Annotated in this window: 19 protein-coding genes and 1 tRNA gene; 12 read left to right on the forward strand and 8 right to left on the reverse strand. The window is 70.7% G+C overall.

Going from position 1 to position 18,361, the window contains the following annotated elements:
* Nucleotides 1-108: 108 nt before the first annotated feature.
* Nucleotides 109-182, reverse strand: a tRNA-Arg gene (locus VB738_RS08605).
* A gap of 115 nt (nt 183-297) precedes the next feature.
* Here VB738_RS08605 and VB738_RS08610 point away from each other — a divergent pair.
* Genes VB738_RS08610 through VB738_RS08620 form a run of 3 tightly spaced genes read left to right on the forward strand, consistent with a single transcriptional unit; the run spans nt 298 to nt 1,135 of the window.
* Entirely contained in the window at nt 298-537 is a 240-nt protein-coding gene (locus VB738_RS08610) for a hypothetical protein (protein WP_323305354.1), read from the forward strand.
* The gene (locus VB738_RS08615) at nt 534-821 is read left to right on the forward strand and encodes a DUF3181 family protein (RefSeq protein ID WP_323305355.1); all 288 of its coding nucleotides are present in this window, start codon (nt 534-536) and stop codon (nt 819-821) included. Before VB738_RS08610 ends, VB738_RS08615 begins: the two co-directional genes overlap by 4 nt.
* A gap of 56 nt (nt 822-877) precedes the next feature.
* Nucleotides 878-1,135: a cytochrome-c oxidase gene (locus VB738_RS08620; RefSeq protein WP_323305356.1), complete on the forward strand. Its 258-nt coding sequence runs from the start codon at nt 878-880 to the stop codon at nt 1,133-1,135.
* Here the strand turns inward: VB738_RS08620 and murJ are convergent.
* Entirely contained in the window at nt 1,132-2,736 is a 1,605-nt protein-coding gene (gene murJ / locus VB738_RS08625) for a murein biosynthesis integral membrane protein MurJ (protein WP_323305357.1), read from the reverse strand. The genes VB738_RS08620 and murJ overlap by 4 nt on opposite strands.
* A 66-nt stretch (nt 2,737-2,802) precedes the next feature.
* Between murJ and sfsA the strand changes: the two genes are divergently transcribed.
* Nucleotides 2,803-3,561 carry a DNA/RNA nuclease SfsA gene (gene sfsA / locus VB738_RS08630; RefSeq protein ID WP_323305358.1) on the forward strand — a complete coding sequence of 253 codons (759 nt, stop codon included), beginning with the start codon at nt 2,803-2,805 and terminating at the stop codon, nt 3,559-3,561.
* On the opposite strand, the gene VB738_RS08635 is transcribed toward sfsA, so the two are convergent.
* Entirely contained in the window at nt 3,549-3,743 is a 195-nt protein-coding gene (locus VB738_RS08635; protein ID WP_323305359.1) for a DUF4278 domain-containing protein, read from the reverse strand. The two genes, sfsA and VB738_RS08635, sit on opposite strands and share 13 nt — an antisense overlap.
* A gap of 262 nt (nt 3,744-4,005) precedes the next feature.
* Here VB738_RS08635 and VB738_RS08640 point away from each other — a divergent pair, with 262 nt between their 5' ends.
* The 3 genes from VB738_RS08640 (at nt 4,006) to VB738_RS08650 (ending at nt 7,564) form a co-directional block, all read left to right on the forward strand.
* Complete coding sequence (locus VB738_RS08640) at nt 4,006-5,451, forward strand: ammonium transporter (protein ID WP_323305360.1); 1,446 nt, start codon at nt 4,006-4,008, stop codon at nt 5,449-5,451.
* Nucleotides 5,452-5,556: 105 nt separating this feature from the next.
* Nucleotides 5,557-6,765 carry a 4-hydroxy-3-methylbut-2-enyl diphosphate reductase gene (locus tag VB738_RS08645; protein WP_323305361.1) on the forward strand — a complete coding sequence of 403 codons (1,209 nt, stop codon included), beginning with the start codon at nt 5,557-5,559 and terminating at the stop codon, nt 6,763-6,765.
* 121 nt (nt 6,766-6,886) lie between these two features.
* The gene (locus VB738_RS08650) at nt 6,887-7,564 is read left to right on the forward strand and encodes a DUF1997 domain-containing protein (protein WP_323305362.1); all 678 of its coding nucleotides are present in this window, start codon (nt 6,887-6,889) and stop codon (nt 7,562-7,564) included.
* Between the two features lie 13 nt (nt 7,565-7,577).
* Here the strand turns inward: VB738_RS08650 and VB738_RS08655 are convergent, their stop codons facing one another.
* Both VB738_RS08655 and purH read right to left on the reverse strand, forming a co-directional pair.
* On the reverse strand, nt 7,578-8,054 hold the full coding sequence (locus VB738_RS08655; RefSeq protein WP_323305438.1) for a DUF4079 domain-containing protein: 477 nt from the start codon (nt 8,052-8,054) through the stop codon (nt 7,578-7,580).
* Nucleotides 8,055-8,122: 68 nt separating this feature from the next.
* A complete protein-coding gene (gene purH / locus VB738_RS08660) occupies nt 8,123-9,667 on the reverse strand; it encodes a bifunctional phosphoribosylaminoimidazolecarboxamide formyltransferase/IMP cyclohydrolase (protein ID WP_323305363.1) in 1,545 nt (514 codons plus the stop codon).
* Nucleotides 9,668-9,723: 56 nt separating this feature from the next.
* Here purH and VB738_RS08665 point away from each other — a divergent pair, with 56 nt between their 5' ends.
* Nucleotides 9,724-10,401, forward strand: a complete 678-nt coding sequence (locus VB738_RS08665; RefSeq protein WP_323305364.1) for an esterase — start codon at nt 9,724-9,726, stop codon at nt 10,399-10,401.
* Between the two features lie 21 nt (nt 10,402-10,422).
* On the opposite strand, the gene VB738_RS08670 is transcribed toward VB738_RS08665, so the two are convergent.
* Nucleotides 10,423-10,794 (reverse strand): DUF3155 domain-containing protein, encoded by a 372-nt coding sequence (locus VB738_RS08670; RefSeq protein WP_015109652.1) that lies wholly within the window; start codon nt 10,792-10,794, stop codon nt 10,423-10,425.
* Nucleotides 10,795-11,196: 402 nt separating this feature from the next.
* Here VB738_RS08670 and VB738_RS08675 point away from each other — a divergent pair, with 402 nt between their 5' ends.
* Nucleotides 11,197-12,321 (forward strand): HAMP domain-containing sensor histidine kinase, encoded by a 1,125-nt coding sequence (locus VB738_RS08675; protein ID WP_323305365.1) that lies wholly within the window; start codon nt 11,197-11,199, stop codon nt 12,319-12,321.
* Here the strand turns inward: VB738_RS08675 and VB738_RS08680 are convergent.
* Entirely contained in the window at nt 12,287-13,057 is a 771-nt protein-coding gene (locus VB738_RS08680; protein ID WP_323305366.1) for an adenosylcobinamide-GDP ribazoletransferase, read from the reverse strand. The genes VB738_RS08675 and VB738_RS08680 overlap by 35 nt on opposite strands.
* Before the next feature lie 92 nt (nt 13,058-13,149).
* Here VB738_RS08680 and tgt point away from each other — a divergent pair, with 92 nt between their 5' ends.
* Both tgt and VB738_RS08690 read left to right on the forward strand, forming a co-directional pair.
* Nucleotides 13,150-14,271: a tRNA guanosine(34) transglycosylase Tgt gene (gene tgt, locus VB738_RS08685; protein ID WP_323305439.1), complete on the forward strand. Its 1,122-nt coding sequence runs from the start codon at nt 13,150-13,152 to the stop codon at nt 14,269-14,271.
* A 32-nt stretch (nt 14,272-14,303) separates the two neighbouring features.
* Nucleotides 14,304-14,462, forward strand: coding sequence for a photosystem II reaction center protein K (locus VB738_RS08690; protein ID WP_416233163.1), 159 nt, complete (start codon nt 14,304-14,306; stop codon nt 14,460-14,462).
* Nucleotides 14,463-14,488: 26 nt separating this feature from the next.
* Here the strand turns inward: VB738_RS08690 and VB738_RS08695 are convergent, their stop codons facing one another.
* A complete protein-coding gene (locus VB738_RS08695; protein ID WP_323305367.1) occupies nt 14,489-15,217 on the reverse strand; it encodes a WecB/TagA/CpsF family glycosyltransferase in 729 nt (242 codons plus the stop codon).
* 79 nt (nt 15,218-15,296) lie between these two features.
* On the opposite strand from VB738_RS08695, the gene VB738_RS08700 reads away from it, so the two are divergent.
* The coding region (locus VB738_RS08700; protein ID WP_416233164.1) for a glycoside hydrolase family 15 protein at nt 15,297-18,361 on the forward strand (3,065 nt) is incomplete at its 3' end.

The following is an 18,361-nucleotide window of genomic DNA, read 5'->3' on the forward strand; positions in this document are numbered from 1 at the left end:
ACCGATCGTAGGCAAACGCCGCAGGCCTGACCGGGCTCGGACAGGCCGGGGGCCGGACGCCGGTGGTGGCCAGAAAAAAACCGCCCCGTGGGGCGGTGTGGGAAGGAACGCGCCTGGAGAGATTCGAACTCCCGACCCTCTGATCCGTAGTCAGATGCTCTAATCCGCTGAGCTACAAGCGCCTGCCCGGTCATTCTCACCCCACGGGGTGCCGATCCGTCAACAACGCTGCCGCCACCCCCGGCCCGATAGGGTCCGCAACAGAGCGCAACCACCGCCTGCGGCGGTTCTCCCCCCATGCCGATCCGCTGGTACGGCCCCGCCGATCCCGACGATCCCACCTACCGGCACTTCGCGCGGATCGTGAACCTCACCCTCCATGCCGCCCTCTTCGCTGCCGTGAACAGCGGCCTCTGGTTCGTGCAGGGCCTGCGCCACCCCTGGTCCCACCTGAGCTGGCTGACGATCGGCTGGGCCACCCTGCTGCTGGTCCATGGCAGCGTGGTGGTGCTGCAACGCCCCGAGCCCCAGCCATGACGCTTGCCGCCACCGATCTCGAGGAACTCACCCGGGCCATCGCCGACCGTCTGTACGTGCAGGTGGCCGGCTGGCATCTCTATCTGGGCGATGCGGGCCTGGCCCAGACCCTGGCCATCGAATGCGCCGCCCGGCTCGAGCAGGGCGCCGAGGTCTGCGCCCGCCAGGCCCTGGAGGCGGTGCAGGTGCCGATCGGCGGTGGTGCGACGCGGCTGCCCCTGGCGCGCCTGGTGCCCGCCGGTCAGCTGAGGGATCTCGAAGACGTGCTGCAACCCTTTTGCTGACACCTGCTGCCGGAAGGCCTGTCTGCCGATAGGGTGACGCCCCACGCAGGCGGGTCGTGCTGGTCATCGAAGTCACCAATGCCCGCGATGTGGTGCGCCAGCGCATCGGCCGGCTCGGCGGGCGCCTGATCGGCAAGGTGGTCGACGCGGAGGCCCAGGTGGAGAAGGTCCTGATCCAGGAACTGGAGAGCGCCTTCCGGGACTTCGGCATCGAGGCCCGGATCTTCTCCATCGATGGCCCCCAGATGATCGGCCGCTCCCATCTGGAGATCCCCGTGCAGGTCCGCGAGGAGCGCCAGGTGCGGCTCCCTTAGGCCCGGCGGCGCACCATCCGCAGCAGCTGGCCCGCCTCGGGCACGCCGGCAAGGCTGGCCAGCAGTCCATAAAGGCCGACCGCCAGGGCGGCGCAGAGGATGTTCTGGAGCAGCAGCCCCCCCAGGCCCGCAGGCCAGGCCACCTCCAGCGACAGCCACCAGCAGGCCCCCCCACCGACCAGGGCGGCCAGCAGCAGCTTGCCGCTGTCGGCCGCCCAGAGCCGCAGGGGCAGCCCCCCCAACCGGCGGCTCAGGGCCAGCAGAAGACCGGCGCAGGTGATCAGGTTCACCGCCACGGTGGCCAGCACCAGGCCGGCGGCACCGGCGTTGAGCATGGGCAACTGGAGGCCCCAGCCCGGCGTGGGGCCACCGGTGAAGGCCCAGCAGAACACCGCATTGAGGGCGATGCCGGCCAGGGACCAGCGAAAGGGGGTGTTGCCGTCGCCCAGGGCATAGAAGACGCGCACCAGCACGTCGCGGCCCAGGTAGGCGGGCATGCCGATCCCGTAGGCCATCAGCAGCTGGCCCACCAGGTCGGCGGCGCTGCGATCGAAGGCGCCGCGCTGGTAGATCAGGGCCACGATCGGCACCGCCAGAGCCACCATCAGCGCGCCCAGGGGCAGCATGGTGGCGTTGGAGAGCATCAGGCCCTGGCGGATGCGCGTCACCAGCTCGGGCCGGTCCTCCGGCGCCGTGAGCCGGGCATAGACGGGCAGCAGCGGCACCAGCAGGACGTTGGAGAGCAGGCCCAGGGGCGTCTGCACCAACAGGTTGGCGTAGCCCAGGCCCGCCGCCGCCGCCGGCATCCCCGAGGCGAAGAACAGCGAGACGAAGACGTTGATCTGCAACATGCCGGAGGAGAGGGTCGCCGGCCCCATCACCTGCAAGACCTCCCGCACACCCGGATCGCGCCAGTCCCAGACCAGCTGCAGCCGGTTGAGGCCCTCCTTGGCCAGGGCCGGCAGTTGGATCAGCCACTGCAGGATCGCCCCCACCGTGGTGCTGGCGGCCAGCACAACGCCCCCGATCACCCCTGCGGCGGGCAGGGTGATGGCGCTGCCCAGCTGCCACCAGAGCAGGCCGATGCCGCCGATGACGGCGACGCTGGAGAGCAGGGGACTCACCGAGGGCAGCCAGAACACGTCGGCGGCGTTCAGGGCTCCGAAGCCGAGACCGATCAGGCCGGCGAACAGGGCCATCGGCGCCATCCAGCGCAGCTGCAGCACGGCCAGGGCGTGGCGCTCCGGGTCGAGGCCGGGACCCACCAGATCGATGAGCGGATCGGCGGCCACCAGCAGCAGCAGGGTGACGATGATCAGCCCAGCCCCCACCAGGGTGTTGATGCTGGCCAGGACGTGGGCGCCCTCATGGCGAGGCCGACGGGCCAGCACGCTCACCATGGCGCTGTGGAAGGGGCCGTTGATGCCGCCGAGCAGGATCAGCAGGAACCCCGGCAGCACGTAGGCGTAGTTGTAGGCGTCGTAGGCCGCACCCACGCCGAAGGCGGCGGCGATCACCTGCTGGCGCAGCAGACCGGCCACCTTGCTGAGGGCCGTCGCCGCCCCCACGATCAGGGCTATCCGGCGCAGGGATCGGGCCATGGCGGCGGGACAGTGCCCATCGGAACGCACGGCAGTATGGCCGGCTCCCCCCGGGCACCCGACCCCATGGCCCCAGCGACCGTTGCCGAGCCCGTGCTGTCCACCGGCCCGCTGGTGGAAGGCGTGCTGCTGAAGCGCTACAAGCGCTTCCTGGCCGACGTGCAGCTGGACGATGGCCGGACGGTGACGGCCCACTGCCCCAACACCGGGCCGATGACCGGGGTGCTGCGGCCGGGCGGGCGGGTGCGCCTGCGCCATGACCCCTCACCCAGCCGCAAGCTGGCCTGGACCTGGGAGCAGGCCGAGGTGCCCGGCCACGGCGGCGGCCCGGTCTGGGTGGGGGTCAACACGGCCCTGCCCAACCGGCTGGTGCGGGCCACGATCGAGGCAGGCTGTCTTGAGCCCTGGCTGGGCCCCATCGGCAGCATCCGCGCCGAGGTGCCCTACGGCGAGGGGCGCCGCAGCCGGATCGACCTGCTGCTGACACCGGCGGAGGGCGCCGCCGACCCGCGGCCCATCTATGTGGAGGTGAAAAACACCACCTGGAGCGATGGCGACCTGGCCCTGTTCCCCGACACGGTGACCGAACGGGGCCAGAAGCACCTGGTGGAACTCACGGCCCTGGTGCCCGCGGCCCGGGCCGTGCTGGTGCCGTGCCTGAGCCGCGGCGACGTGACGCGCTTCGTGCCGGGGGACAGCGCCGACCCCCGCTACGGCGAGCTGTTCAGGGCCGCCGCGGCGGCCGGGGTGGAGGTGCTGCCCTGCCGCTACAGCTTCGATGCCACGGCGGTGACGTGGCTGGGCCTGGCCGCTCAGGCGTGGTGATGGTGGTAATGGGTGCCGCGGTAGACGAAGTCCAGGGCCTCATCCACCGGGGACGGCTCGTGCCGCAGCGGTGCGTCGTAGTGATGACCGCGGTAGACGTGGTCGATCGGGGCGGGGGAAGGGGACGCGTCGTGGGAGTGGTCGTAGGGGAGACCGCGATAGCAGAGGGCAGAACGGGCCATGGCGACAAAGGCGGAGATGGGGAGGCCGGCGTGGCTTCCCTGATGCATTTCTAGCGCCTCTGCACTGTCCAGGTTGAACTTTTTGGGAAACTCTTTGCATCCTTTAAGGTTCGCTCCCGCCGCGGCCTGGCGGGCGGCGCGATGGCCTCGGGCTCATTTGGTAGCGAATCAGACATTGGAACGGGTGTCCGTCATGGATAGTCGGAGCTTGTTGATGCCTACTCCGGCGTCAGAAGTCGAACGTTCACTTCACCACGTTCCCATGATCGATTCAAGTCACCCGCACAAGGTTCGACCGCCGAAAAGTCTGAGCGAGGCCAGCCTGCTTGAGGCCCCAGCTCTGTTGATGCGCAAGGTTCGTGGTCTCTCCTCACGGGCGGGCCTGACCTGGTTCGCCTGTGTGCCTCTGGCCCTGTTCATCCTGGGCGTGTTCAACCTCTCGGCCCACGCGGCCGAACTGCCCGAGCTCACCCCCGCCTTCCTGGTCAACAACCTCTGGCTGGCCATCGCGGCCTTCCTGGTGATCTTCATGAACGCCGGCTTCGCGATGGTGGAGGCCGGCCTCTGTCGCCAGAAGAATGCCGTCAACATCCTGGCCAAGAACCTGATCGTCTTCGCCCTGGCGGTGACGGCCTACTGGTTCATCGGCTACTCCCTGATGTACGGCGACTCGATCGCCGGTGGCTGGCTCCACTTCAAGGGCCTGTTCTTCGACCCCACCGTCACCCCTGAGATGGTGACCGAAGGCAAGCTCGTTCCCAGCGTCGACTTCCTCTTCCAGGCCGCCTTCGCCGGCACCGCCGCCACGATCGTCTCCGGTCTGGTGGCCGAGCGCATCAAGTTCAAGGAGTTCGTGATCTTCTCCCTGATCCTGGTCGGCATCATCTATCCGATCGCCGGCAGCTGGAAGTGGAACGCCAACGGCTGGCTCAACCAGCTCGGCTTCATCGACTTCGCCGGATCCACCCTGGTCCATTCCGTCGGCGCCTGGGCCGGTGTCGTCGGCGCCATGATCCTCGGCCCCCGCATCGGCAAATACGTCGACTCCAAGCCCCAGGCCATCCCCGGCCACAGCCTGGCCCTGGCCACCCTTGGCTGCCTGATTCTCTGGCTCGGCTGGTACGGCTTCAACCCGGGCTCCGTCCTGGCCATGAACGAGACCGTCCCCTACATCGCTGTCACCACCACCCTGGGCGCCGCGGGCGGCGGCATCGCCGGCACCCTGATCTCCCAGATCCACTCCGGCAAGCCCGACCTGACGATGGCCATCAACGGCATCCTGGCCGGCCTGGTGGGCGTCACCGCCGGCTGCGACGGCTTCCCCATGTGGGCGGCCTGGGTCGTGGGCTTCATCGGCGGCGCCATCGTCGTCTACGCCGTCAGCTTCATGGATTCGATCGGTATTGACGACCCCGTCGGCGCCTTCTCCGTCCACGGTGTCGGCGGCATCTGGGGCACCCTGGCCGTGGGCCTGTTCAACAAGGACGCCGGTCTGCTCTTCGGCAAGGGCTTCAACCAGCTGGGTCTGCAGTTCCTGGGCGTCTTCGCCTACGCCATCTTCACGATCATCACCGCCTGGATCCTCTGGAGCATCCTCGGCGCCCTCACCGGCGGCATCCGGGTGCATGAGAAGGAGGAGCTGGTCGGTCTCGACATCAGCGAGCACGGCATGGAGGCCTACCCGGACTTCGTGGCCGCCTCGAACTGACCCTGCGGGCCCCGTTCCCGCACCCGACCGCGGCTTGCGCCGCGGTTTTTTTTCGCCCGTCCCACCGCCGACCCCCATAGAGTCGGCACAACCCGGTACCTGCCTGTGGACACCCGTGCCTTCAAGCGCTCCCTCCACCACTCGGATCGCTACAACCGCCGCGGCTTCGGCCTGGGCGACGAGGTCGCGGGCAGCCTCGAGCAGGCCTACCAGAGCAACCTGATCGCCAGCCTGCGGGAAAACGGCCACGTCCTGCAGCGCGGGCGTCTCAGGATCCGCCTGGCGGAGGCCTTCGGCTTCTGCTGGGGCGTGGAGCGGGCGGTGGCGATGGCCTACGAAACCCGCCGCCACTACCCCAGCGAGCGGATCTGGATCACCAACGAGATCATCCACAACCCCTCGGTCAACGCCCATCTGCGCCAGATGGACGTCCGCTTCATCCCGGTCGACGACGACGTCAAGGACTTCTCCGAAGTGGGCACCGGGGACGTGGTGATCCTTCCGGCCTTCGGCGCCACGGTGCAGGAGATGCAGCTGCTCAACGAGCGGGGCTGCCACATCGTCGACACCACCTGCCCCTGGGTCTCGAAGGTGTGGAACACCGTCGAAAAGCACAAGAAGCACGCCTTCACCTCGATCATCCACGGCAAGGTGAAGCACGAGGAGACCCTGGCCACGAGCTCCTTCGCCGGCACCTACCTGGTGGTGCTCGACCTGGCCGAGGCCCGCATGGTGAGCGACTTCATCCTCGAGCGGGGCCAGGGGGCCACCGATCGCGAGGCCTTCATGAGCCATTTCGCCAATGCCTGCTCCCCCGGCTTCGATCCCGACAGGGATCTGGTGCGGGTGGGCGTCGCCAACCAGACCACCATGCTCAAGAGCGAGACCGAGGAGATCGGCCGCCTGTTCGAGCGCACCATGATGCAGCGCTTCGGCCCCGCCGAGCTCGACGAGCACTTCCTCGCCTTCAACACCATCTGCGACGCCACCCAGGAGCGCCAGGACGCCATGTTCGCCCTGGTGGACGAGCCCCTCGACCTGATGGTGGTCATCGGCGGCTACAACTCCTCCAACACCACCCACCTGCAGGAGATCGCCGTCAGCCGCGGCATCCGCTCCTTTCACATCGACACCCCCGAGCGCATCGGGCCGGGCAACCGCATCGAGCACAAGCCCCTGGGCGGCGAGCTCGAGACCCTGGAGCCCTTCCTGCCGGAGGGTCCGGTGCGGGTGGGCATCACCTCCGGCGCCTCCACCCCTGACCGGGTGGTGGAGGACGTGATCGAGCGACTGGTGGGCCTCAGCGAAGAGTGAACCCCCACCGGGTGGCTTTACATTCACGAAAGGTTTTCCTCCCCCCAGGGCCGCCCGGGAGATCAGACCCCCCGTCCTTTCTGGCCGTTCCCCTCTGACCCACCGCACGCCCCAGACCACGATGGCGGCAGGCTCCTCCCTGCACCAGGGTCCCGATGACACCGGGGCCACTCCGAGCGAGCCCCTGCGCGACAGGACGGACCCTGCCATTCGCCGCTATGCCAGCGCCTTCGCCGATCTGATGGAGATGCGGGCGCCGGCCGCCGTGGTGGGCGCCTACCTCGACCGCCATGAGGGCTGGTTCCGCCGCTGCGCCGCCCCGATGACGGTCGAGCCCATCGGCAGCCAGGGGTATGTGCTGACCCTCGGCCGCTTCGGCAACTTCGGCTTCGAGGTGGAGCCCACCATCGGCCTGGAGCTGCTGCCCCAGGCCGCCGGGATCTACCGCATCGTCACCGTTCCCCTGCCCCACTCCGACGCGGCCCTGCGGGGGCTCTACGACGTCGAGTTCGCGGCCTCCCTGTGCCTCGACGAGGCCAGCGGCTCCGAGGTGTCCCACGAGGAGGTGGATGGGGTGATGCTCCACACCCTGGTGCGCTGGCAGCTTGACCTGGCCGTCTGGCTGCGCCTGCCCGGCATGCTCTCCCTGCTCCCGGAGCACCTGGTCCAGAGCAGCGGCGACCACCTGCTGCGGCAGATCGTGCGGCAGATCTCCCGCCGGCTCACCTGGAAGGTCCAGGAGGATTTCCACGCCAGCCACGGCATCCCCTGCCCGCCCCGGCGCCGGGCCCAGTTCTGAGGGGCTGGGGCCCTCAGGGGGCGGGAGCGGTGAGGATCTTGTTGACGATCTGCATGCCGCTGACGGCCTGCCACAGGAACAGGGTCATGAGGGTCATGTTGAGGCCCACGTGCACCTTGCGGGCGATCAGGTTGCCGGCCTGCATCAGGGGCGAGAGGGAGGCCGCCAGGGCGATCAGGGAGAGCATGCCGAGCCCCACCAGCAGGTGCGGGCTGACGAACAACTTGCCGTTGTTGATGTAGGTGACGGCCATGCCGCCGACGCAGCCCAGCACCATCAGCGCCAGCACGATGCTGCCGAACTGGAAATGGCGCTTGGCGAACTGCCCCTTGATCAGCTCCTTGCGGTCCTCGGCGCTGGCCGTGCGGGTCTTCTTGGCCTTGATCCCGAGGACCATGGCGTAGCCCGCCAGGCCCAGCAGCACCCACATCAGCAGGGGGTGGGCGAAGTTGAGGCCGAAGGCGATCGAAGCGGGAAGGGCGGCGAACATGACGCGTTGGAACTCCACCGGGCCAGGGCCGGCTGTGAGTGCATCGAAGTTACAACTTCTCCGTGCCCTCAGTGCAGAAAGTGACGACGGCCGGTGATCACCATCACCATGTCGTTGGCGTTGCAGGCGACGATCGAATCCGCGTCACGCTTGCTGCCACCGGGCTGAATCACGGCCCGGATGCCGTGCTCCGCCGCCAGCAGCACCGTGTCATCGAAGGGGAAGAAGCCGTCGCTGGCCAGCACGGCCCCACGGGCGGCCTCACCGGCGGCCTCCAGGGCCAGCCGGGCCGAGCCCACCCGGTTCATCTGGCCCGCCCCGACCCCGAGGGTGCGCCCGCCCCGGGCCACCAGGATGGCGTTGGAGCGCACATGACGCACCACCTGCCAGGCGAAGCGCAGATCCCGCCACTCGTCCGCGCTGGGCTGGCGCTCGCTCACCACCTGCCAGGCCTCGGGATCGGCGGGGCCGTCGTCCGCCTGCTGGGCCAGCACCCCACCGAGCACGCTGCGCAGCTGCAGGGCTCCGGCGGCTCCGGCCACGGCGGCGGGGTCGAGCTCCAGCAGGCGCAGGTTGGCCTTCGCCGCCAGCCGCTGGCGGGCCTCCTCGGAGAAGGCCGGCGCCACGACGCATTCGAGGAACAGCCCCGCCAGGTGCTCGGCGGCCGCCCCGTCCACCGGGCCGTTGAGGGCGACGATGCCCCCGAAGGCGGAGACCCGATCGGCATCGAGGGCCCGCAGCAGGGCCTCGGCGGTGTCGGCGCCGATGGCGACGCCGCAGGGATTGGTGTGCTTGATCACCACCGCCGCCGGCTCGGCGCCGGGGCCGTAGCCGAAGGCCGCCGCCGTGGTGAGGGCCGCCTCCAGGTCGATCAGGTTGTTGTAGCTGAGTTCCTTGCCCTGGAGCTGGCGGGCCGCCCCCCAGCCCATGCCCGCCTCACCGAACCAGCGGGCGCCCTGGTGGGGGTTCTCGCCGTAACGGAGCACCTGCCGCAGGGGCAGCTCCAGCCGCAGCGGCTGCCCCGGCTCCTCGCCGAGGCGGCCGTCGATCCAGCTGGCGATGGCCGCGTCGTAGGCGGCGGTGTGGGCGAAGGCCGCCAGGGCGAGCCGGCGCCGCAGGGTGGCGTCGACCTGACCGGCCGCCAAGGCCCCCAGGAAGGCCGGGTACTGGTCGGGATCGGTGAGCACCGCCACGTCGGCGTGGTTCTTGGCGGCGGCGCGCACCATGGCCGGGCCACCGATGTCAATGGTCTCGATGGCCGTCTCCCAGCTGACGGCGGGGTCGGCCACGGTGGCGCGGAAGGGATAGAGGTTGACCACGACCACATCGATCGTGGTGATCCCCTGGGCCTCCAGGTCGGCCTGGTGGGACGGATCATCCCGGCGGGCCAGGATGCCGCCGTGGATGCGGGGATGGAGGGTCTTGACCCGGCCGCCCAGGATCTCCGGAGCGCCGGTGTGCTCCGCCACCTTCGTGACCGGCAGGCCGGCGGCGGCCAGGGCCGCGGCAGTGCCGCCGCTGGAGAGCAGCGCATAGCCCTGAGCCAGCAGCCCCTCCGCCAGCGGCACCAGGCCCCGCTTGTCGGACACACTCAGAAGGGCCGTGGGAGCCATGACGGCGGAAAGGGCTGGGGAGGAGCCAACCTACGCAGCAACAGCCGAACGCCACCGTGCCCACGGATCCCCTCGCCGACGTCCAGCCGAGCGAAGACGACGCCACCGCCCTGTTCGCCGGCCCGCGCCAGGCCGACCGCCGGCTGGTGCTGCTGCACGGCTGGGGCGCCGACGCCGATGACCTGCTCGATCTGGGGGCGGTGCTCCTGGAGGCCGATCCGGCCAGCATCGGCCTGAGCGTGGTGGCCCTGCGGGCGCCCCTGCCCCATCCGGCCGGCTTTGGCCGCCAGTGGTACGACCTGCAGCAGCCCGAGTGGCCCCAGCTGCCCGAAGCCCGCCAGGCGCTGCGGCGCCGGCTGCTGGCCCTGGGCGCTTCGGTGCCGCTCGAGCACACCTGCCTGCTGGGCTTCTCCCAGGGAGCCGCCATGGCCATCGATGTGGCCACGGGCGGCGGCCCTGAAGGGAGTGAGCCGCTGCCGTTGGCGGGGCTGGTGGCCTGCAGCGGCTATCCCCATCCCGACTGGCAGCCCCGGACGCCCAGGACAGAGATCCTGCTCACCCATGGCGAGCAGGATCCGGTGGTGCCGTTCGCGGCCAGTGAGGCCCTGCAGCGATCGCTCACGGACGTCGGGGGATCGGTGCGGCGAATCGCCTTCCCGGGGGGCCACAGCATCGATGCCGAACTGATCGCCCCGGTGCGGGACTTCCTGGTCAGGGGCTGGCAGGGACGCTGACCAGGAGCCCCAAGGCGGCACTCAGACGAAGGCGTACTCGTACTCCTCCATCTCCTCCCAGTCGTCGGAGGCGAGGGCTTCGAGACCCTCGAACAGCACCTCCTCCCCGATGCTGTCGACGATCAGCCGCAGGGAGGGGAACAGGAAGTGGTTCTCCTCGGCGTACTGGGCGCTGAACAGGCCCTTCTCCCCCCAGAAGAAGCGGTCGGTGGTGTGCTCGTTGCGGCGCACGTTGAGAATCGCCGGAGCCGTCAGCTCCGTTTCGGCGATGTAGCGGCGCGCTGCCGTCACCGGTTTGTGGGAGCCGGTTTCGAGGTTGAAGGTCGGGACATGGGCGAGGACCCGCTGGCCTGCGAGACGACGGCGACTGATCCGCTTGCGCTTCTTGGACATGGCATGGATCCCGGTGAAGGGAGACCGAAAGGTGGAGTGGGGGGGGGCTGCAGACGTGCGACGGAGGCCGAAGCCGGCGACGAACGACAGGGAGGACCGACCACCCAGAGGTGGCGGGTCCACGTCCATACGACTGTCGACCTGGGGCTGGTCGGAGAGAATCACCGTCAGTAACGCCGGCCGGCTCCCGGAGGAGGTCGTGGCCGGTACAGAGGCGGTGCGCAGCTGCCTCTGCTGTAGCCTTGGTTGCGGGCAAAGCGCAACACAGGCCGTTACGACTGCAACTTTCCGCCCGTCCGAGGACTGCGAAGTAGTGGTCGTTACCAAGATCTTAAAACTTTTTTTGCGTTTCGACACGCCTCTCCTGAAAATTTCCCGGAAGGACCCGGTCCGCGGCTGGTGATGCCTGTCTCGCAACGGTTTCTGGCCTTGGTGGGGTTCCAGCTGGGCCAGTTCGTGGACTGCCCGGAGGTCCGCTCCCTGGTGGTCTACGTCACCCAGCAGGGGGAAACGGGCCAGCCCAGCCTGCTGCCGGTCGGCCACTGGCCCCCGGACGAACGGGCCCTGCCGGCGGTGGACAGCGTCAGCCGGCTGCGGGTGCCGGCGGAGCAGCGGCGCTGGCTGCCCCTGCGGGACGGTCAGCGCCTGCTCGGTGCCCTGCAGGTGGAGGCCGCCCGCAACCCCTGGCCGGAGCCGCTCGCCCAGCGGCTTCAGGCCGTGGCCCTGGCCCTCACCGAAGCCCTGCGGCTGGACCTGGAGGGCGGGGAGCTGCGGCAGCGACTCTCGGAGCGCGAGGAACAGCTGGGCCTGCTGCTCCACCAGCTTCGGAACCCGCTCACGGCCCTGCGCACCTTCGGCCAGCTGCTGCTGCGGCGCCTCGGCCCCGACCACAACGACCGCTCCCTGGTGCAGGGCCTGCTGGCCGAGGAGCGTCAGATCAACCGCTATGTGGAGGCCATCAGCGCGCTGGTCCACCCGGAGGGACGGCTCGCCGCCCCCCTCTCCCCCCAGCCCCTGCTGCTGCCCCCCCTGCTGAGCGGACCCGAGGGCCAGCCCCTGGCCGGGCTGCTCGAGCCGCTGCTGCAGCGGGCGGCCGCCACCGCGACCCTGCAGGGGCGGGAGTGGCACGGTCCCCGGACCCTGCCGGACTGGAGCGGCGACAGCGGATCGGTGGCGGAGATCCTGGCCAACCTGCTGGAGAACGCCTTCCGCTACAGCGCCCCGGGCGCCGCCGTGGGCCTGCACTGGGCCAGCGACGCCGGCGGACTCCAGCTCACGGTCTGGGACGGCGGGCCGGGCATCCCCGAGGCGGAACGGGAGGCGATCTTCGGGCGGGGGGTGCGGGGAACCCGGAGCCAGGACCTGCCCGGCACCGGCCTGGGCCTGGCCCTCGGCCGCGATCTGGCCCGCAGCCTGGGCGGCGAGCTGGCGCTGGTGGTGCCACCCCGGGCCGTGGCCGAGGCTCTGCCTGAGCAGGGCAACGCCTTCCGGCTCAGCCTGCCCACACCGTCAGTGCCGCAGCGATGAGCAGCAGGCCCAGCGACTCGGTCCACTCCACGCAGGCGCCGTAGCTGTCGCCGCTGTGGCCGCCGAGGCGGCGGCCCAGGACCAGGGGAACCAGCAGGGCGGGGACCAGGGCCAGCGCTCCGACGGGCACGGGCCAGGTGGCCAGGCCCGGCCAGGGCAGCAGCAGCAGGGCCGGGAGCAGCAGCAGGGCCGGCCGCAGTTCCACCGCCAGGCCGGCCCCGTGGGCGCGATGGAAGGCGGCGCTGCCGCCGGGCCGCAGGTAGGGGAACCAGGCCATGGCGGGCAGGGGCGCCACCCGCCCGCAGGCCGCCGCCCAGACCAGCGCCACCGGCGCCGCCGGCCCCAGCATCGCCAGGGCCCCGGCCCGCAGCAGCAGCACCAGCACCAGGGCCTGCACACCGCTCGCCCCCACCCGGCTGTCGGCCATCGCCTCCAGGCAGCGGTCCCCCGCCGCCAGGCCATCGGCGCTGTCCATGACGCCATCCATATGGAGGCCGCCACTCAGCCACAGGCCGAGCGCCAGCACCAGCGCCACCTGGGCCACCAGGGGCACCCGCCCCTCCAGGACCCACCAGAGCAGCCCCTGCAACGCGCCGAGAACCACACCGATCCAGGGGGCGAAGCGGGCGATCCGCTCGAACCGGGGCGCCGGCGCCGGCCAGGCCGGCAGCACCGAATAGAAGATCCAGGCCCCGGCCAGATCCCGCAGCCACGGTGGAGCGCTCAGGCGGGACATGGGCAGGGCGGTGGCAGTGGATGTGGCGGCGGGAACCCCGGGTAGCGTCGCAGCAGCGGCGCCTAGCGTCAGCGCTGAGCCGCTGCGGCGTCATCACCTTCGACTTCACGATCACCGCCCGCTGCCCGCGCACCCGGGCCCGCTGCGGCTGCTTCACCACCCCCCACGGCCCCGTCCACACGCCCCGGTTCATGCCGGTGGGCACCGCCGCCACCGTCAAGGGCGTCAGCACACCCCAGCTCAGGGAGACCGGGGCCGAGATGGTGCTGGCCAACACCTTCCATCTGCATCTGCAGCCGGGAGAAGCGGTGGTGGCGGAGGCCGGCGGGCTGCACCGCTTCATGGGCTGGGAGGGCCCCCTGCTGACCGACTCGGGCGGCTTCCAGGTGTTCAGCCTCGACGCCATCAACCGGATCGACGACGACGGCGTGGTGTTCCGCTCCCCCCGGGACGGCTCGCGGATCGACCTGACCCCCGAGCGCTCCATGGCCATCCAGAGGGCCCTGGGGGCCGACGTGGCCATGGCCTTCGACCAGTGCCCGCCCTATCCCGCCAGCGAAGCGGCGGTGGCCGAGGCCTGCCGGCGCACCCACCGCTGGCTGGAGCGCTGCGTCGCCTGCCACGGCGGCGGCGACCAGGCCCTGTTCGGGATTGTCCAGGGGGGCTGCTTCCCCCATCTGCGCGAGGCCTCGGCGCGGGTGGTCGCGTCGATGGACCTGCCTGGCATCGCCGTGGGGGGGGTGAGCGTGGGGGAACCCGCCGAGGAGATGCACCGGGTGGTGCGGCAGGTCGGCCCCCTGCTGCCGCAGGAGCGTCCCCACTACCTGATGGGGGTGGGCAGCCTGCGGGAGATGGCGATCGCGGTCGCCAACGGCTTCGACCTGTTCGACTGCGTGCTGCCCACCCGGCTGGGCCGGCATGGCACCGCCCTGGTGGGGGGGGAGCGCTGGAACCTGCGCAATGCCCGCTTCCGCCACGACCACGGTCCCCTCGACCCCAGCTGCGGCTGCCTTGCCTGCCGACACCACAGCCGCAGCTATCTGCACCACCTGTTCCGCAGCGAGGAACTGCTGGGTCGCACCCTGCTGAGCCTGCACAACCTCACCACCCTGCTGCGCTTCACGACCGCCATGGCCCAGGCCATCGGCGAGGGATGTTTTTCAGAGGATTTCGCTCCCTGGGAGCCCGACTCCCCGGCCGCCCACACGTGGTAGGTTCCGGCCATTGCAATGGTTCTCCCCCAGGCATGGCTCTCTCCCTGCTGGCCAGCTACGCGCCCCACTCTCTCGCCCAGCTGCCCGAGGCGTACCAGGCCTTCGGCCCCCTGGTGGACATCCTGCCGATCATCCCCCTGTTCTTCCTGCTGCTGGCCTTCGTCTGGCAGGCCTCGGTCGGCTTCCGCTGATCAGCGGAGTTCCTGCAACACAGCCCTCAGCGGCGTTCGCGCAGCACCGCCCAGGCGAAGGCCGGCAGCGAGAGCATCCGCCGCCAGCGGCTGGGCTCCTTGATCAGCCGGTAGAGCCACTCGATGTGGAGAGCGCCCATCCAGGCGGGGGCTCTTTTTTTGGTGCCGGCCCAGATGTCGAAGCTACCGCCCACCCCCATCCAGAGGCCACTGCGGGGGCCGGGCAGTGCCTGGATCCAGGTCTCCTGGCGCGGCACCCCCAGGGCCACCAGGACGAGATCGGGGCGGCACTGCAGCAGCTGTCCCTCCAGCCCGGGCCAGGCGTCCGCGCTCTGGTAGCCGTGGACGCTGAAGACCAGCTTGAGCCCCGGCAGGTCGTGGACCAGGCGGTCCCGCAGCTGATCCATCACTGCCGGACTCGCCCCCACCAGGGCCACCCGCCAGCCGCTGGCGGCCGCATGGTCGAGCAGGCGGCGGGCCAGCTCGATGCCCGGGGCCCGGCGCACCCGGTGCGACTGCCGCCCAAGGGCCCAGACCACACCGGCCCCATCGGGAATGACCATCCGGGCCGCCTCGATCGCCGCCCCCAGGGCGGGATCCGCCCGGGCCGCCATCGTCATCTCCGCATTGAGCGTGACGATCTGGCCGCCGCCGGCCGCGTGCAGGTCCACGGCGTCGCGGAAGACGTCGTTGCTTACATTCACAGGAATGCCCAGGACGCGGGCACGGACCGGCGTGGTCGCGAGGGCTGCCATGGGAAGGAACGACGGCGGGGAGAATCTATGGCCTGGTTCCACGGCCGCCGCCACCGGCACCCCCCGTCCTGACGCGACCATGATGAGCACGGCGAGCAATGGCGACAGAGGCGTGATCGATCCGCCCGCGCCCCCCACCGGCGAGGCGGAGGCCAGAGAGCTCCTGGAACGGCTCGACCGCGGCATCGAGCACGTCGTCCTGCGGCGCCAGCATCCGATCACGGGTCTGCTGCCCGCCAGCACCGCCAGCACCGTGCACGGGAACTATGGCGACGCCTGGGTGCGGGACTGCGTCTACTCCATTCAGTGCGTCTGGGGGCTGTCCCTGGCCCATCGGCGGCTGAATGGGCCCTGCCGGCGCAGCTTCGAGCTGGAGCAGCGGGTGCTGCAGCTGATGCGAGGGCTGATGCGCTCGATGATGCGCCAGTCGGCGAAGGTGGAGCGCTTCAAGACCAGCCTCGAGCGCCTCGACGCCATCCACGCCAAGTTCGACACCGCCACGGGGGATCCGGTGGTGGCCGACGACGGCTGGGGCCATCTGCAGCTCGACGCCACCGCCCTGTTCCTGCTGCAGCTCGCCCAGCTCACCCGCTCGGGCCTGGTGATCGTGCAGACCAGCCACGAGCGCGACTTTCTTCAGAACCTCGTCTACTACGTGGCCCGGGCCTACCGGGTGGCTGACTACGGCATCTGGGAGCGGGGCGACAAGGGCAACCACGGCCAGCCGGAGCGCAACGCCAGCTCGATCGGCATGGTGAAGGCCGCCCTCGAGACCCTGGTGGGTCTGGATCTCTACGGGCCCCATGGCGACGGCAGCAGCTGCCTGACCATCCCCCATGACGCCATCGTCCGTTTGCGGCGCGCCCTGCGCGGTCTGCTGCCGAGGGAGTCGGCCAGCAAGGAAGCCGACAGCGCCTGCCTGTCGGTGATCGGCTACCCGGCCTGGGCCGTGGAGGATCCAGCGCTGGTGGAGCGCACCCGCGAGAAGATCCGCAGCGAGCTGGCCGGGTCCTACGGCTACAAACGCTTCCGGCGCGACGGCCACCAGACCGTCCTCGAAGACGTGACCAGGCTCCACTACGAACGGGAGGAGCTGGCCCAGTTCGAGCACATCGAATGCGAATGGCCCCTGTTCCTGGCCTATGAGCTCATCACCGCCTGCTGCGAGGGCCGTTGGGAGGAGGCCCGCCGCTGGCGTGAGCAGCTGGAGGAGCTGAGCGTGCCGGTGGACGGGGAGGCGCTGCTGCCGGAGCTCTATCTGGTGCCGGAGCGGCTGATCGAGGCCGAGCGACGCCAGCCGGGCAGCCAGATCCGCGTCCCCAATGAGAACGTGCCCCTGCTCTGGACCCAGAGCCTCACCTGGCTGGCGGATCTGCTGCTGCACGGCCTGATCACCGCTGAGGATCTCGATCCCTGCGGGCGCCGCCACCCCAGCCCCCCGGGCGCCGAGGAGGTGCTGGTGGCCCTGGCTCCGGCCGATGACGCCATCGCCGCGGCCCTGGCGGAGGCCGGCCTGCCGGTGCGGCGGCCCTCGGACGGGGCGGCCCCCCTGCGGGTGGCCAGTTCCCGCGAGCTGGCCCGGCGCCTGGCCACGGTGGGCGCCAACGGCCGCCTGGGGCTCTCGGGCCATCCGCCGGTGCGCATGGAGACCCAGGCCACCGCCCGGCTCTACCGCCACGACGGCGAGCTGATCGGCTTCCTGCCGGCGGTGCTGGAGGAGGACACCTTCTACCTGGCCGACGATGCCCAGGTGCTGGTGGACACGGTGGCCACCGAGGTGCGGGTGCTGCAGCGCCACTGGCGTGGCTCCGGCGCCCCGCTGCTGCTCGTGCCGGTGGCCGCCGGCCCCTTCCGCCGCGACCCCGACGCCTTCCTGAACCTGGGCCGCGATCTGCGGCAGGGCCAGCTGGGCGCGGTGCCGGTGCGGCTGGTGTCGCTGGAGGAGCTGGTGCCGCTCGCCAGCCTGGTCAACCTGCCGCCCCAGGCGCTGGCGGCCTGCGACCTGGTGCCGGACGGCCACACCCTGCTGCCGCCCAGTTCCAGCCACCAGCCGCTCACCGCCCGCCAGGAGCAGGAACTGGAGGACGTGCCGCTGGCCCACCTGGTGGACCGGCTGTGGGCCAGCCGCTCCCTGGAGGAGCAGGCCGAGGTGCTGGAGCTGCTGAGCCGCCGGCTGGGCCCCAATGCCCGCCTGCAGGGACCCCGCAGCGGCCCGGGCGTGCGACTGATGGTGCTGCTGGAGGAGGTCTACCGCCGCGGCCTCGCCGACGCCGACTGGAGCGTGGTGCGCCGGGCTGCCGGCGCCATGGGTCTGGTGCACCCCCAGCTGGAGGATGCCCTCACCGACCTGCTGCTGCGCCAGAAGCAGGTGGTGGTGGGCCGCAACTACACCCGCGATTCCCTGCTCAGCCACCCGGAGGGCAGCCTGGCGATCGCGGCGATGGTCCGCCGCTTCAGTGGCGAGGATGGCCGGGAATGGATGCTGCAGCAGGAGCTGCTGCTGGCCATCGACGCCCTGGCCCGCTCGGACGTGGATCTGCTCAGCGGCAGCCTCACCCTGCAGCTGGGGCAGTTTCTGCTGCTGCTCACCGGCGAGCTGGCGGCGGAGGCCAACCTCAGCCCCAGCGAGGCCTTCGAGGCCCTCTGCGGCCTGCCGCCCCACGCCATCCGCCGCCGTCTGCGGGCCGTGCTGGCCGACGTGGAGCACGCCCGGGCCTCCCTGCAGCGCAAGGAGCAGCTGCACCTGCGGGGGCGGGTGCGCTGGGAGGTGCCCGATCCCCTGGCGGAACTGCCCAAGGACGGCAGCTGGCTGCAGCACCGCATGCGGCTCGGGGCGCTGCAGCGGGTGCCGAAGGACTTCTATCCGGGCATCTGGGACCTCCTCTACCACTGCCGGGGCCTGGTGATCGGCGACAAGCTGGAGCGGCGCAACCGTCTGGAGAGCGCCCCGCTGCTGCGCGAGAAGACACCGGGGGAGAAGAACTTCGCGATCCTGGTGGAGCACCTGCTGAGCAAGATCGAAGCGCCGGAGTACCGCCGGCTCTGCATCGAGACCCTGCTCACCCTGATGGCCTTCGTGGCCGCCAACCCCCAGGTCCAGTTCGACGATGACCTGGCCCTGGACGTGGTGATCGGCCACGCCGT

It is taken from the genome of Cyanobium gracile UHCC 0139 (assembly GCF_034931325.1).
GTDB lineage: Bacteria > Cyanobacteriota > Cyanobacteriia > PCC-6307 > Cyanobiaceae > Cyanobium > Cyanobium gracile_B.